Genomic DNA, 15,973 nt, shown 5'->3' on the forward strand with positions numbered 1-15,973 from the left:
AAAGAGGTCAGATGGCCGTTTTGTCTGGTATGTAACCCGATCTTATAGTCTGGGGTTGGGAGCCATTTTGCTCTCGACTTGTTCCAGACTGCCTGCCGCCATTGGTATTATAAGATTGTTCATTTGTTGACTACTTGGATCTCCTCTGAAGAGTTCTAAGGATTTTTTTAGGAACTCTTTTAGCTTTCGCTCGTTCTCTTCTGCATCCTCCTGATTTTTTCTAAGCTTGTTTGGTTCTTTCTTCTTCTTTAAGTGTTCCGAGTAATCGCTCGCGCTGGGCCTTTCATCCTCCGTCGATTCTTCGCTCCCATTGCCAGTTCTTCCTCTAAATTCGCGGCGGCCCTCGCGCTCAAAGTCGATACTGATTTCAGAGATGCTGCTAGTCTCAGAAACAATGCCCTCGCGGTCAAAGGTGATACTGATTTCAGAGACGCTGCTAGTCTCAGATGCGTCATCATCGGTTTCTCCCGGTCGCCTTAGTCGCACAAGTTCGTGCGAGGTAGCTCCCGCTTGCTCCTCCGATGCTTCACTTCTATGACTATGTATACTGCTATTGTCAGGAACGTCGTCATCACCAGTGAGACTCCTGATATCAGATCTGGCACTGGAGTAGATGCTGCTGGTCTCAGATCCGGCATCGTAGCCAGAAGGATTGCGGGTGTTAGTGTCTCTAGCCTGTTTTTCCATACGTGTGCGTTCATTAGATTGTGTTCTTATCACGTCAGAATAATCGTCTTTCTCCAGGCTGGCAGGGGACCCTGAACGCTCTCCTTCTCCTATTTGAGAAAGTTCAGTGCCGCTCAACCTTATGGCGTCAAGAGGAGTGGGTTGGCGTTCACCCCCGGAACCAGACCGCCCAAATTCGGAACTACGACCACTATGCACTTCAGGCCGCTTATGAAGCTTTTTCCCTCCCCCTTCTCCTCCTCTGTTCACTAATTTGGTTATTGCTCTAAACACAGCCATATCCGGCCTCCTTTCCCTGCTTCAAGCATACAGTAAGCGTAGTGGAAAAATCGGGTGATGAAGGGACAGCCTGAACTTTTTCATCTGTGAGAAAAATGTCAAAGGATTGTCCCTTTGTCCCTCGATTGTCGCGGATCTTTTTCTCTATCATAAAAGCAGTTACATATGATGTAGCCAGTCAGAAATGACAGTGAGTGAGCCTGGTGAACAACGTGTTGATGAAATACAACAGGGTGATAATTTGGTTTGTTTGAAGGAGACACAAAGATGGGTCTCAGTCTTTTGAAATATGCTCGGAAGGCTACAAAAAGCTGCGGGTCATATTTGAGCAAGAGGAAAAGCCAGCGGACTGGAGAGCGCAAAACCGGAAAAGCCTTTCGGCGCAAACGCCTGCGCTCCCTCGTGCTTACTATACTGAGCGTTCCTGGTTTGCTCATCATGGTACTTTCTGCGGCAGGATTACAGAGCGGAGCGACAGCAGGCAGCGGTTCCGCTACAGATATACCGCAATTGCAGCAGTACACCGCGATTATAGGCCAGGGCAACCGTCTATCAGCCTTGCAATCCAGTGCTGACTCTACGCTGACTGCGTATCCTGACGACAGGCCAGGCGAGCTTAACTCTGCGGTGATTGATGAGAAAACGGGGAAGCAATCCTACGTGCGGGGTGCTGGCAACGGGGGAGTGGCAGTAGCGACGTACAATATTGCCGATTGCCCCGATATGGGGGATATGGGCAATCAAGTGTCAAAATATGGAAAGCAGGACGACCCCTCCACCCATCCTACGCGCGTTGAAGGAGATCTTCTGACAGGGAACGGAGGCTGGCTATACAATATTCCTCTGGACCTGACGACCCAGAATACAGCGATCAAAAGCTTTGTACAAGTATTGCAGACGCTGGCTGAGGCGTTGCTCGTTCTGGTAATCATGATGATTGGAATCAGGATTGCTATGGGTGGTGGTGGTGGCTGGAGCTTTGGAGAACTATTGGAGGTCTTACCGCGCCTGGTATTCTCGGTTATCGCTGTTGCTCTCTGCCTGACGCTGGCCGAAGAGCTTATCTCGTGCGCGAATGCGCTGATCGAGCTATTCCAGGGAGTCCTTAGCAACGCAGGTGCCTCGGTAGGGCCTGCCAATATTGTCATGCCGCTAAGCCTCTGGGGATGTTATCTGACCGCATTGTCATATAGTGGCGCAGCCATCATGATCGCGATGGCGATCGCGCCGCTTTCCGCCTTTGGTTTCAATTTTGGTGGATATATTGCGGCCGCCCTGGTGGGTACATCGGTCGCTTTCATGATTAAGTATGTGTCAGCATTTTGCATTCTGGGCCTTACGATGGCGCTCACCGCGATGGTCATCATGCGGATCCTGCTCATCAATGTATACATTATTCTGAGTCCGCTGGCAGTGATTGCTGCTGGTATGCCGGGGCATACTGGTCAGGGCTTCGCGCGGCAATGGATTCTGGGGTTTTTGTCCTTGCTTGCTGCGCAGTTCGCGCAAGTTGTTGCTCTGGGCGTCGGCATGGTGATGTTGACTGCATACGATCATACATATGCCCCCTCTCAGGGGGATATGGGTGAGCTTTTCATAAGATACGGAATTCTTCTTTTAATGTTACGTGTGCCGACGTTGTTTAGCTCGAACTCGACTGCCATCCTTAGAGAGACTGGCCCTGCTCTGGGTGCGGCAATATTGCGCGATAAAGCGCCCTTCAGCCCGGGAGGGGCGTAAAGCTAAGGAGGAGATATGCTGAAGCAGAAAGTAGCAGCATCCATATTGTTAGCGTTAGTGGTGCTGGCCCTTGTCCTCTTCCTGGCGGCACGCGGGTCCACAGCGGCGAGACAGTCAACGGCGACATCGAGCGTGGCACCACAGCCTGTCTCATCGCCAACCTGGGTCGATAGGCAAAAAAAGCAGGGCTTTCGTTCCCAGAGCCAGTATATTGCGGCAGAAGCAATCATCATGGCGCGCAATCTTTACGGTAAGCAGGCCAACCAGTACTATGCCGACGCAGCAACCATGAAGACCGCTTACGCCTACTGGCAGCGCACCTGTCAGCATGCCGATGGTTCGCTGTGTGAGGCGGCCAAAAGCGGCAACTTGCAATGCGTTACCTTTCTGGCTGGAGTGTTCGCATCCATCGACGATGAACTACCCTATGTTGGTGACGCCAATCGCTTCTGGGATCTCTACCAGCACAAAGAGGGCTGGCAGGAGATTGCCCCCGGCGCGATACAGACGAGTGCGCCCATGCTCGGCGACCTCGTGGTAGCCAGCGGAGGCCGTGCCGGTCATCTCGCCATCATCGTGGATCTGAAAGCGCCAGCAAAGGGCCAGGATGGTTCGATCACCGTTGCCGAGGCCAATGCCCCTTCTGCGTTCGAGCAGTTGACCTGGCATGCTAATGGGCAGGTCGATGTCTGGTCCGGCTATCGCTTCCAGGGGCTTATTCGCCAGCAGGAGATCGCGCCCTGCCTGCGCCAGCAAGCAACGCCGACGCAGCAACAATGGGCGGCGCTGGCAATGGAGGTCGCGGTCCATTATGGCACGCCGGAGAAGTACTTTTTGCGGCAAATCTGTCAAAGCGGTTTTCAGATCAGCGATGCACGGGGACACGCGCTGATCAGCTCTAGCGGAGGGATTGGCATTGCGCAATTGCCCGCGAACATCGCGCGGAACATCCCGCGCTGCGTCACCAACTTTGTGCAAAACGCGCAGAATTGCGATCAGCGCGTTGGCAGTTTGCCCACTGGCGTTGGAATCGACCCGACCGTGCCAGCGCAAGCCTTACCAGCAGCAGCCTATACCATGTCAATACTTTACAACCATTATCGTCAGAACCCACTTGTGCAAACCGCTCAAGATACGCTTGCCGCGTATACTATGGCACTCGCAGCCTATAACGCAGGGCCATCAGTCGTTGACAATGCTGTAAATACCTGTGGTTCTGTTAAAACCGCTGGTTGGTTGAGTTGTCTTGACCATCAGCAAGCGGACCATCACACCAGAGACTACATCCGCGCAGTCCTGGGCGAGAAAGCTTGAATCTATGGCAGAACAATAATCTCCGCGACACCTTCCCTAGTTATTGTTTTGAATTCTGGCGCAATTATGTAATGATTGCGGAAAAAATGAAAGGAAATGGAAAATGGTTACAGTTGGAGCATTAGTTTATATTCTCGGTTATGGCGTTACCGCAATGTTTGCATTAATCGGGTCTCATATATTTGTCCCTGTTGTACTGGCTGATATTGGGGGCATAGGTGGCATGCTGACCACCTTTATAAACAATCTTACAGACATTTTGAAAGGCCTTGGCGTAGGTGTTGCGGGAATCGGTATCATCGTTGGTGGACTGATGCGTGCCACTGCCTTTGGCAACGAACGCAAGGTCGCAATCTCTAATCAGGCAATTGCCGCCGCTATCGTCGGTCTGGTGATCGTATTAATCGCCTCGACTGTATCTACGGGCATGAGTGCTATGTTCCACTAGAGGAAGCTTGGTTGGTAGAGATGGCGAGCCGTAGAATGGAAGTGTTGTCAACCTCATCTCTTCATGCACAACCCTTTCATATAGGGAAGAGGCCATGAAGAGATGATGGTGAAAAGCGAGTAGTGTGATGAAGAAAGAAGAATTCCCAACATTTCTTAACCAGAGACCCGCGATCGTCTTTGGTCGTACCGGTCGCGAACTGATTATCATCACGATCGGCCTGACGCTCGGATATCTGGTGTGGCAGAATCTTACCAATTCCTTAGCCAGTAGCAGCATTCTAACCAACGCCTTAAAACTCATTGTTGCGGCCCTCTTTTTGGCAGGGGCGCTGGTTGTTGCCTTTATCAAGATCGCGACCCGGCCTCTGGAAGAATGGGCGCTCGTCTGGGTGTTCTACTTGTTCATCCCTAAAGTCTTCATTTATATGCCCACGGAAGAAATAGTGTCGCCCGAAACGCAGGATAAGGAGGAAGAACGAGAAACAGTTCAGAGGCGCAGGGAAGAAGATGACGATGATGAAAGACGATGATGAATAGATCAGGAGTCAATTGCTATGTCTATCGCACCACGAACCCCTAGCATGATGTTGAGCAGTCCCATGAATATTGTGAACACCTTCATCAAATTGTGGGATGTGCAGGGTGATGTCGCCTGCCTGGGTTTTGGGCAAAAGACTATGGAATATCGAGGCATTCTTCAGATAAATTCCATCAATTTTTCTTTGATGTCGGAAGAAGATCAGGAAGCCATCATTGAAGGTTTTAAAGGCTTCTTGAATGGCCTCTCATTTCCCATCCAGATTTTGATCCGTAACCGCCCGCACAACCTGGACAATTACCTCAACATGCTGGATTCAGTGAAAGGGGTCATGGCCCCTATTATGCGTGATCATGCCAGTTTTGTGCGCGTGCTGGCTTCTCGTCGAGCGCTGGTCAAGCGTGAATTTTACATCATCGTGCCTGCCGATAAGCAAGGAGCCAAAAACAAAACCGAAGCCCTGATCAACGCGCAACTGCAGCTGCAACTGCGTCTGGAGGAATTGCTGCGGCAACTGGAGCGGATGGGATTGACCGGGAGGCGCTTAAACGATATCGAGATCATCCGGCTCTACCAGAGCTGTTATACGCCCTGGGAGGCTCGTATCAGGCCAATCACCGAAGAGATGGTCGGAGGCACACATGGTGGCCCAAGCGTCTCCTCCTTTGATCGCCAGGACGATGCTGCAACTTCTATCAAGCCCCTCTCGCAAAGTGATGAGGGAGCGGAACGCGATTCAGCACCGCTTACTGCGCGCGAGCAAAGAAAAAGGCGCGAGCAGGAGAAAAGGCTGGCAAAATTGAGAAAGAAAGAGGAGAAGCTGAAAAAGAAAGAGGCAGAGAATCAAAAGCTGCCCGATTTCGTGAAAATCCCGGATTTGATCACGCCCAGTAGTATTCAGATCTTCCCTTCCTATATTCGGATTGATGGCGAGGCTGACTATGAATACGTCAGGACGCTGGCGCTGGCGAGCTATCCGCGTAGCGCGTATCCTGGCTGGCTTGATAATATTATCCAGGTTGATGAACCAAACATCGATTTCAGCATCCATATTAAGCCGCTGGCACCAGAGCAAGTCTCCTCTCGCCTGGGCCAACGGGTGGTAGAATTTCGCGGTGCGGCTATGGTAGCGCAGCGCCAGGGGAGAACACCAGATCCGGCGACCGCAATTGCCCTGGATGACGTAGAAAAGCTGCGCGAGAATATCGCTCGCGGCACTGAGCGCGTCTTCAACATTGCAGCATTTGTGCAGGTACGTGGCCGCGATCGCCGCGAACTCACGGAGCGCAGCAACCGCATTTCTGGCGCTATTCGTAGTCTGGATTTTCGTGCCCTGCCCGTACATTGGCAGCACCACGTTGGCTTAATGAGCTGTCTGCCCGATGCAAACAACCAGCTGGGACGAAGCCGTCTTTTCGGTACCGGCGCGGCAGCTACTTTTTACCCCTTCACCAACAGCGACATTAGCATGGAATCGGGCGTCATGTTTGGTGCGCACCCTAACGGTGGCCTGGTCATTCTCAACCCTTTTAACAGCCAGCAATTAGAGAATGCCAACATGGTTGTGTTCGCCAAATCAGGCTCCGGAAAAAGCTTTTTCCTCAAAGTCGCCACCAGCCGTCTCCTGCCAGACTGCAACGTCTACGTCATTGACCCGGAGGCCGAATACGGCAATATGTGTGATGTGGTCAAGGGACAGTATGTGCGTTTGGCCTCAGAGTCATTGCAGGTCAATCCATTTGAGTTATATACTTCAGGAACAAACTCCTCAGACGCGAGCGGATCGAATGACGAAACCAACTTCTTTCGCGAGAAGCTGCTCAATCTGCTGACCCTTCTGGAATTGCTGCTCTCCGATGAAGGTGTGTTGCCACAAAAGGAAAAAGCCTTTCTGTACAGGTGCCTCATGAAAACCTATGAGAATCGAGGCATCACTATGGACCGCTCGACCCATCATCGCGTCCCGCCAAATATGCGTGAGTTCTATGTGATCATGTCGAGCGCGTTACGTGGCGATGAGCGTTTTGGCATGGGTCAGGACACGTATGGCCTGAGTGAGCGTTTAGAGCGCTATCTACACCTGTTCCCCACGCGAACACGCGTCGTACTCAATAACCGCTTTATCGACTTCAACATTCGTGAACTGAATGACACGCTCAAGCCGATTGGCCTCTTTCTGATCGCGGACTTCCTGTGGACGAAGATTCGTGTGGCGCGTCAGGCGAAAACCCCACAGCCGAATACAATCATTCTCATCGACGAAGCGTGGTTGCTGATGCAATTCCAGCAGGGAGCGCAATTCCTCGAGGAGATGGCACGCCGTATTCGTAAATATGGTGGTGGTTTGTGGTGTACGACGCAAAACTCGGATGATTTCTTAGGCTCTGAGGAGGGCAAGACGATTCTTGCGATGTCCACCATGAAGTTTTTAATGAAGCAAGACCCCAGTACTATCGACTCGGTAACAAACACCTTCCATTTGAGTCCAGGGCAGAGAGCCTTTTTGCTGGGGGCCAGACGCGGTGAAGGTCTGTTCTCCACCAAAAACTGGACACAGATGGAAGTCCTGGCGTCGCCTATGGAGGCGAAAATGGCAAATACCACCGTCGTTTCCCGTCTCTCGCCGGGGCAACAGGCCGCGCTCGATCAGGAGCAAAACTATCAAGAAACGTTGGCTCACGAGAGCAAGCAGAAGCCGTATCAGCCAGCGAAAGGGATAGGACGCCTTGTTGGGCAAACACCTACCGATGAGAATCACACAATTGGCAGAAAATAGAGAGAACGAGAAGCTCGAAATGAATGGTGTAGCATCCAGTTCAGAGGCGGGGAAATCACAGAATGCAGGGCTTCTGGCAAAAGTGAAGCCGCCTCGGTTCAATAACTGGCTCTTGATTGTCGTGGCCGGATTGATAGTCCTGTGGCTCTCATCAGGCGCGTTTCCGCTGGCATGGACGCGCCTGATGCAGATGATAGGAGATTGGAGCACATTGCAGGCCGCAAGTGGGAACGCTATGCTTGCGCCCTTCGCGATCTTGCTTCTGCAAGTCGTTTGCTTTCTCGTGGCCTGGGCAATACTTGTGTTGGTCATTGTGCGTGAAGTCCTCGCGTCCAGAGATGATTCGAGTCAGGCGCAAAGCTCTTCCCCCGAGAGCAGCGCGGCCCCGCCCACCCCGCCCTCGATGCAGGACGCGGCTGATGCCGTTACACCCCTGGATACCGCCGATGCGACTGCGGATGAGTATATCCCATTTGATATGAACGCGGCCATCTTTGAACTGCTGCCTGATCAAGATGAGACTAAGCCAGAGGAAGAAGAGGAGGAACTGCTCACTTCGGCCATCGTCGAGGAGGATGCGGTCTTCGTCTATGGCGATCCGCTGGCTGGAGATCTCCCGGAAATCTTCAGCTACGATACCGACCTGATGCGCGATGTGCAAGACCAGCGCGAAAAAGTCAGTCTGCTTTTGCAGGCTGACAGTATGGAGAACCGCAACGAGAAAGAAGAAGAGCCGGAGGAAAAGTAGTGCAGGCGCCAGTCAAGACGAAAAGCCACGAATAAGGATATTCAACGATGGAAGAGCAAGCGGTTACTCCGCCTCAGAAACGCAAACCTTTCGCGCTGCTCATATTGGTGATACTATCACCTTTGTTGATGGGGGCGCTTTGCTTTGGAACTGGCCCCACTTCGTCATCATTGAAAGCACCAGGTGGCCTATCATCCATCCCTGGCTTTGGTGCAACTGACATCAATCATTTCAAAATGATTGATGAAAATAACGGTTGGGCAACCACAAGTGAAGCGGTAATGAGAACGAGCGATGGTGGAAAAAACTGGGTAGATGTGACGCCAGCTGATTGGGAGCCATTGGATAAGTCGGAGCCGAACATCCAGGGAATCATCGGTGTCTGTTTCTTAGATGCTAATCATGCCTGGCTTGCCGTCAGCGAGAGAGTGTCGCAAGCTGATCTTGATGCTGCCGCGACCGCCGCGAGCAATATCGCCGCCAGTCCAGTGCCGACTGTGGATTCTCATGGTCATTCAAACATAGATACCAGCCATATTCCCACAGCAGGAACCTATGTCTATGTGCGTTCTACAGTGGATGGCGGCAAGACCTGGATGACATCCAATGTCCTGTCTGTGGACAATCTCGCTGGAACCAGCGAGATAAATTTTTTCAATCCCCATGAAGGTTGGATGGAACTGGTGACAGGAGTGATGTCCTCTGGTACGTATATTGGCACACTGTACACCACTTTTGATGGGGGCATAACATGGAATGGGGAGGATGACATACCAGGCACTTCTTCAGCCGTAATCTCCGCCCAGAATGCGATTACTGGCATGACGGCTGTGAAATACGCTCCTTGCCCTCCAGATTCGCCAGGTCCAAGCAGTTATCGTTATTGCGCGCAAGATGACGGCTCAACTGTGCAGGGTTGTAAGTTTAACTTGCTACAGGCCGGGCAAACGGAATCAATTTTGGGGTGGGCAGGGGCAATGAATGTTGGGCATACGCTGCTCACAAGTACCAGTAACGGTGCATTCTGGTCGCAAGATTATACGAGCGCAATACTCACGCCAGGAGGCACGCCCAACCAGAACAACGATTCCGCCTTTGTCTCTTCTCCTCCGACCATATTCGGCGACGGGAGCGGTATCTTACCTGTGGAGATCCAGGCCAATCCCGATGGCAATGATCCAACGCACTTCTTTTTGCACTTGTTTACAATTGCGATAAGTTCTACCACCAGATCATATACTATCAATGACGCAAGTCCGACTGGCGATTTCGACACGCAGTTCATCGCCGGGAGACATACATTATCCGCACCTGATGCGCAGCACGTTTTTGTCGTCGGCCAGGAGTACAACACCACCGATAACACTGATGGCAATGTGAATCTGTATGAATTCGTGAATGGAGGATGGCAGAAGCTAAATACGCAACTCGATGCGACGATGCCCAAGACTTCGTCCGGGAAATATACCGAGCCGTTCAATGCGTATCTGGCTAACATCAATTTTATCAGCGATACAGAGGGTTGGGCCACAAATGGCACCTCTATCTACCACATAACGATCGAGGGGGGGAGCGCAACATGGTCGCTGATCTCGACCATGACGACGAACGAGAAAAATCTTACGGACACATCTTCAGGGGCGCGTCGATTGACGCTTGTTAAGCGTGAGCCAGGTAAACTGATACCTGCGCCAACGAATCCCCCACCCTGTTATAAGGAGACCACTCAGCAGCAAAATCCTCGATCTGCCAGTGGTTTGCCCGCGCATACTCTGACTGGTTACTGGCAGAACTTTACCAATGGTGCGAAGCCGTTGCGGTTGAGCGATATCAATGTTAACTATGACCTGATCGCCGTCGCCTTTGCTGGTGCCGATTCGACCAAACCAGGTGGTGTGACGTTTAGCGTTGATCCCGATCTCTCAAGGGCGCTTGGTGGCTACAGCGATGCCCAGTTTATCTCAGATATCACCTCACTGCACCAGCAGGGCAAGAAGGTTGTGCTCTCGGTTGGTGGGCAAAACGGGTCGATCAGCGTCACTAGCGATGAAGCGGCGAAGAACTTTGCCAATAGCACTTTTGCTTTGATGAAGAAGTATGGTTTTGATGGCGTCGATATCGATCTGGAGCAAGGGATCGACGCGACCTCTATGGCGAGCGCTCTCCAGCAACTATCTGGCCTGGTTAAGGACGAGCAGCAAGGCGTCATGGGTCAGGGAGGCTCTATGCCCAATTTGATCATCACTCTAGCCCCCCAGACCGTGGATATGCAGTCGGCGCAGGCCAGCTACTTCCAGCTGGCACTGAAAATCAAGGACATCCTGACTATCGTGAATATGCAGTATTACAATTCAGGCACGATGAATGGCTGCGATGGCAAAGTCTATGCACAGGGCAGTGTTGACTTCCTGACCGCGCAGGCATGCATTCAAGCTCAGGGAGGATTGAGTCCCGGCCAGATTGGACTGGGCTTGCCGGCGTCCACATCGGCGGCCGGGAGCGGCTATGTCGATCCCTCAGTGGTCAAGTCTGCGGTTAGTTGCCTGTCCAGCGGACAAAGCTGTGGCTCGTTCAAACCCTCCACTACCTACGCGGTCCAGGATGTGATGACCTGGTCAATTAACTGGGATGCCTCTAACAACTACCAGTTCGCGAAAACGGTGAAGGGTGGGTAAAGGGCAAGACAGAAGATGCCGCTCTGCTCCTACCACAGGCAGGAGTGGAGCGGACAGGATCAAGAAAAAGTGAGGAGTAAGGAAGAGCAATCATATGGGAGGAGGGAACCAGGGAGAGCATCTCGACGACGACATGCGCAAGGCTCCCTCCCAGGCTCAGGTTCATCCCTAGTTGTTATGCGTGAACCATCTTGCATACCAGGATTTCTCGGATGCACCAATTATGAACTCGCGAAGGCTGAGGATGTTGGCGCTGCCTGTACCCCTTGCTTACCAGGAGGCGCGACCTTCAGGAGCAGGAGAAAGAGAGCAGGCAGAGCACCTCTGATCTATTAAAAAGAGATGCCAAGCTGAAGCAGTGCCATCTGAGCAGCATGATCGTCAAGCTGCATAGCCGCCTCAAGAGCGCGCTGTTGATACTCGGTCGCCTGATACCAGAAACCATATGCACGCATGATGGGAGCCAGCATGATCGTTCCTTCAATCAGAGGACGCGCCATTTTCAACTCCACTGCACCATCGAGAGCTGCCAGGAGATTAGCGATTTCCAGCTTCAGCGCCTCGGTATCCTGTTGATGTTCGCGAATATAGTCAAGCATATAGTTCGCCAGCCGCGCACGCGCCAGAGGAGCCTCGTCAAGATTGCGCGCGTAATCGGCAATGGTGGCATGCAAACTATAGCGTCCCGGCTCGTTGCTTTCCAGCAGGCCAGCATCCCAGAGTTCATCGAGTATTTCGACCGGAGCCTGACTGACGGCAAGAGCTGCCTCCTCGGAAAAACTGTTTGGTTTGGTCGGAAAGAGCGCCAGAGCAGTCAGGGCAGCATGGGCCTGTTCGCTTAAAGCGCGATCACTGATCTCAATCGTTCGCTGTACCGAGAGCGCGTGTTCGGATGGAGTGAGCGCGGGCGTGAGCGCAGGCGTCAGCACGGAATTGGATGGTTCTAGGGACAAGCGCCGCCGGGCGTCTTGCAATTGTGCCAGGGCCGTGCGGAGACGACGGGGCTGAGCGGGACGTAAGTTCGCCAGATGTTTGCCAATCTGCACCAGTGCCAGTGGCAGCCCGTCCACCGCCTGTACCAGGGCGCGGGCGATCTTATTCTCTCGCGACACAATCTGGGGAACGAAGCGCGCCAGCAGGGTCAGTGCATCCGTTTCTGTCAATTCAGGGACGGTAATGGTCCCCTCCCGGGCGAACGTGAAAGCCACCTGGGGATGGCGCGTTGTGAGCAGGTGTGCACAAGACTTGCCTCCGACCTGGAATGTCAGAGCATCTTCCCCGTTCCAGGCATCGTCGATGATCAGCAGCATACGGCGCGAGCCGATCGTCGCGTGCAGGATGCTGCTCCAATCCTCGCAGCTCTCGACATTCTCCACCTCCTCTGGCTCGACGCCCAGCAGCTTGCCCCACTGAGTCAGTAAGCTCAGCACATCTGGTTCCGGCCCCAGGCCAACCCAGAGAATACCATCGGAAAAGTGCGCCTGAACTTGCTGATCGGTGGCGAGCGCGAACGCGAGTGCCGTTTTGCCCACGCCGGGCAACCCCTTGAGGGCCGTTAGCGCAAAATCGTTTTTGTTTCCCGAGAGAAGTTGCTCTTTTGCTTGCTGTAACAGTGCGCTGCGCCCTATCAGGCTCTGAGTCGCGCCCGCACGCTGCATAGGACTAGCCTGTGCGGTTGCTTGCGCTGAAGTGAGAGATAAAGCGACTCTGGTACTGAGCGTGTTCGCTTCTGGGCTGGTATTCTCCTGTGCTAGCAGGCCCAGTTCTCTGGTATTCTTGCCAAAAAGATTGCACAATTGCTCTCGATAATAAGGATAAGGAGTGGTCTGCCCCTGTTCCCAGCGCATTACTGTCTGGACGGAGACGCCCAGAATCCCGGCCAGCCTGGTCCGTGACCAGCCATGCCGTTCCCGCTCCACTCTCAATGGATGGATATTCATCAGATATATCCTCCTATGTCTTTGTGATCCTCTCTACGAAGTGCATGGGCTTGACCAGTTTTCGTAGAGTTTTCCCGGGTTAGAACTGAGGAGAGCGAAAGATGGTTCACTGCATTATATATCTTTTAAACGGTGTTTGTTAAAATAAATTGCTAAACGCCAACTATTTTCTGTGCCTGATACATGGCTCTCTGCTCGTTGCCCTTGACCCGGTTTTGTGGAGTGCCATGCGCAGAACCAGAAGATACACCTCTTCCTGCTCTGTCTGGCCCCATGATAGCTCATATAAAGGAAACTTTATTGGAAAATCTTGCGATTTTGCGATAGCTTCCTGAAGCATATCCTGTTTACCTGAAAATTTCCGGTATCTTAGGATAGATGAGAAATAATACTCACTTATTAAAAAATAAGACATCTGGCTGTTCTAGTGCAATACGGAAAACCATCAAGTAGGTGACATCTTTCTCATATATGGCTGTAGAGAAGGGGTTTGAGAAAGAATGACGCTCGTAAAGACAAATTCTGTCCCTCAATCCCTCTTATTTTGCCTGGTTCCTGGGCTACTCTCAAAAATATGATGCTACCACAGATAGTAAAGAGGAATATGAAGCGCATATTGAACCCCGTGCGCGCCGGAGCCGTGACGCTGATACTTATTTTCTTGACGATTGCGTTCTGGCAATTTGCTATCCCACCATCATCAAGCGCGAGAGCGGATGCTGGTGGGACACGCACATTTTCGTTTGTCAACAACACGGCGGAGACCATCTGGGCGGGAGCGGCGGGGAACGCGGGCTTTCCAGCCCCCTCGGGCGGCGGATGGGAAATGCCTCCTGGTTCCACCTTCTCTGTGACGGTATCCAATGGCTGGCAGGGCCGTTTTTGGGGCCGCACATACTGTTCGTTTAACGGTGGAGGCACAGGTTCCTGCGAGACCGGGGACTGTGGGCACGTCTTGAAGTGCAACGGTGCGAACGGAGCCACGCCTGCTAGCCTGGCCGAGTTTACCTTGAATGGAGCGAACGGGCAGGATTTCTATGATGTAAGCTACGTCGATGGCTTCAACGTTCCCATCACCATTTCTCCCGTTGGGGGCGCATCCCCCAGGGCCGGAGATCGTTACTGGTGCGGCGTCGCGGGCTGTGGGACGGATCTGAACCCCGGCTGTCCCGGCGCGCTGCGCGTCATGGATTCCGGCGGACGCATCGTTGCCTGCAATAGCGCCTGCAACGCCTTCCACAGCGATCAATATTGCTGTACAGGCCCGTATAACGCCACCAACTGCAAGCCCACCACCTGGCCCGTCAACTATGCCGCCTATTTTAAAAGCGGCTGTCCTGACGCCTATAGTTACGCCTACGATGATGCAACCAGCACATTTTCTGATAAGGACGCGAATTACCGAATATCCTTTGGTCCTCCCTCTGGAGGAGGTGGAGTTGCTCCCCCGACTGGTGGCGTTCCCTCTACAGTAGCGAAGCCATACGTTGGCATGGCGTTTGCCGAGACAGGCGCGAATAGTGCAACAGCGAAGGTCACGAGCGGACGTTTTCAGGTACAGGTAAGCAGTGCCGGCAGTGGTGCTCTTCGCTTCACCTTTACGCCTGATGGCTGGAGTCCCGGTGGTGTGACCTTACGCTATGCAGCGCTGGGCGGTGCCAAACATGAGGTCCAGATGGGCGGCGGCAATGGAAGTTGGCAGTATACCGCAAGCAACCTGGGCCGCAAAGTGCCTGTTGCCTACTGGTTTCTCTTTCAGCAAGATGGAGTTCAGTACAGTACTGACAGTTGTGCTACCTGGACCTCTCCCTGAACGCGGGTATCGGACGAGTGCTAAGGCTCGTATGGAGGTAACCGTTTTGCGACTGTCCCTCCTGTTCCTTTGAGGGAAGCTCGAAGGAGGTGTTTGAGAGATTAGCTTCCCAACAAAGATTTTTCAGAGAAACTACGGATAAAACTGGAACGATTTTGAGAGCAAGGAGAAAACATATAATGGGTGGCGATAAAAGAAAATACACCGAGCATACAGAAAAAGGTAAAGGAAGAGGAGATGAAACCGAGCAACAATCAATGGGAGCAAAAATACTTCAGGCACAAATGCAATTGGAACGGGCAAAATCTAATAAATATGAATTTCAACTAGCAGAAGCGAGGAGAGGGAGAGTAGGCGATGCAGCATATGAAGAAAGGTATCAGAGCTGGGTTAAATCAAGAATAGAGGGAATGGATCAGGAAATAGAGAAGTTTACCAAGCAGCTTGAGCAGATGCAGCTGGCAACTACCACAGATGTACCTCAGACAGGGCCGGGCTACGGCTATAACCCGCAGAGCTATGCTCCCGGCCAGGGATATAGTTATGGAGCGGTGTCTAGTGGTGGGGTTGAACGGATGGGCACGATAGGTAGGTCACAATATGGAGCAGGCTTCTATGGCACGAGTGATGTCATTGCTGGAGGAGAAGAATATGAAGGAACAGCTTACGAGGAGCCGGTAGCGGGAACGCATGATGCGGGATATGAATATGGAGGAGGGGCGATGGAGGGAGGAGCAGGAAGGCTAGACCCAACTCAACGCAGTTCCTTTGTGGAGGCGGCGTTGCGGGAAGAGCAGGAACAGTTGGCGCAGAGAGATATGCAATTTTTGGCGGAGGAAAATCCAGATTGGTTGGCGCAGCAAGGGATGGCAGTGAATGACCTGCGAGCACAGCGGCAGTCTGGACAGCGGCGTAGGCGCGACCCCCAGAGCTAGAACGGTTGAGACGACGGCGGCCTGAGCAACTTATGATGAGTGAAACATTTGCAGTTCTCGTCGTTTGTTTGATTGCCA

The 15,973-nt window shown here is 52.6% G+C and carries 10 protein-coding genes and 1 pseudogene; 9 read left to right on the forward strand and 2 right to left on the reverse strand.

The features are described 5' to 3' along the window. Positions 1-42: 42 nt before the first annotated feature. On the reverse strand, positions 43-687 hold the full coding sequence (locus K3T83_RS22135) for a hypothetical protein (protein WP_220205109.1): 645 nt from the start codon (positions 685-687) through the stop codon (positions 43-45). Between the two features lie 546 nt (positions 688-1,233). On the opposite strand from K3T83_RS22135, the gene K3T83_RS22140 reads away from it, so the two are divergent. The 7 genes and pseudogenes from K3T83_RS22140 to K3T83_RS58630 form a co-directional block, all read left to right on the forward strand. Continuing rightward, positions 1,234-2,706, forward strand: a complete 1,473-nt coding sequence (locus K3T83_RS22140; protein WP_220205110.1) for a hypothetical protein — start codon at positions 1,234-1,236, stop codon at positions 2,704-2,706. Positions 2,707-2,721: 15 nt separating this feature from the next. Beyond that, a complete protein-coding gene (locus K3T83_RS22145; RefSeq protein WP_220205111.1) occupies positions 2,722-4,020 on the forward strand; it encodes a CHAP domain-containing protein in 1,299 nt (432 codons plus the stop codon). Positions 4,021-4,123: 103 nt separating this feature from the next. Then, positions 4,124-4,468, forward strand: coding sequence for a hypothetical protein (locus K3T83_RS22150; protein WP_220205112.1), 345 nt, complete (start codon positions 4,124-4,126; stop codon positions 4,466-4,468). 127 nt (positions 4,469-4,595) lie between these two features. Further along, a complete protein-coding gene (locus tag K3T83_RS22155) occupies positions 4,596-5,000 on the forward strand; it encodes a PrgI family protein (protein WP_220205113.1) in 405 nt (134 codons plus the stop codon). A 24-nt stretch (positions 5,001-5,024) separates the two neighbouring features. Next, entirely contained in the window at positions 5,025-7,784 is a 2,760-nt protein-coding gene (locus K3T83_RS22160; RefSeq protein WP_220205114.1) for a VirB4 family type IV secretion system protein, read from the forward strand. Between the two features lie 19 nt (positions 7,785-7,803). After that, entirely contained in the window at positions 7,804-8,532 is a 729-nt protein-coding gene (locus tag K3T83_RS22165; protein ID WP_220205115.1) for a hypothetical protein, read from the forward strand. Between the two features lie 1,688 nt (positions 8,533-10,220). Then, positions 10,221-11,207 (forward strand): annotated as a pseudogene (locus tag K3T83_RS58630) (chitinase); the annotation flags it as partial. Positions 11,208-11,539: 332 nt separating this feature from the next. Here K3T83_RS58630 and K3T83_RS22175 read toward each other — a convergent pair. Next, positions 11,540-13,147, reverse strand: a complete 1,608-nt coding sequence (locus tag K3T83_RS22175) for a helix-turn-helix domain-containing protein (RefSeq protein ID WP_220205116.1) — start codon at positions 13,145-13,147, stop codon at positions 11,540-11,542. A gap of 604 nt (positions 13,148-13,751) precedes the next feature. Between K3T83_RS22175 and K3T83_RS22180 the strand changes: the two genes are divergently transcribed. Together K3T83_RS22180 and K3T83_RS22185 are read left to right on the forward strand one after the other, a co-directional pair. Continuing rightward, on the forward strand, positions 13,752-14,960 hold the full coding sequence (locus tag K3T83_RS22180; protein WP_220205117.1) for a thaumatin family protein: 1,209 nt from the start codon (positions 13,752-13,754) through the stop codon (positions 14,958-14,960). A gap of 179 nt (positions 14,961-15,139) precedes the next feature. After that, on the forward strand, positions 15,140-15,895 hold the full coding sequence (locus K3T83_RS22185) for a hypothetical protein (protein WP_220205118.1): 756 nt from the start codon (positions 15,140-15,142) through the stop codon (positions 15,893-15,895). Positions 15,896-15,973 lie beyond the last annotated feature (78 nt).

The sequence above is a fragment of the Reticulibacter mediterranei genome, from assembly GCF_016587455.1.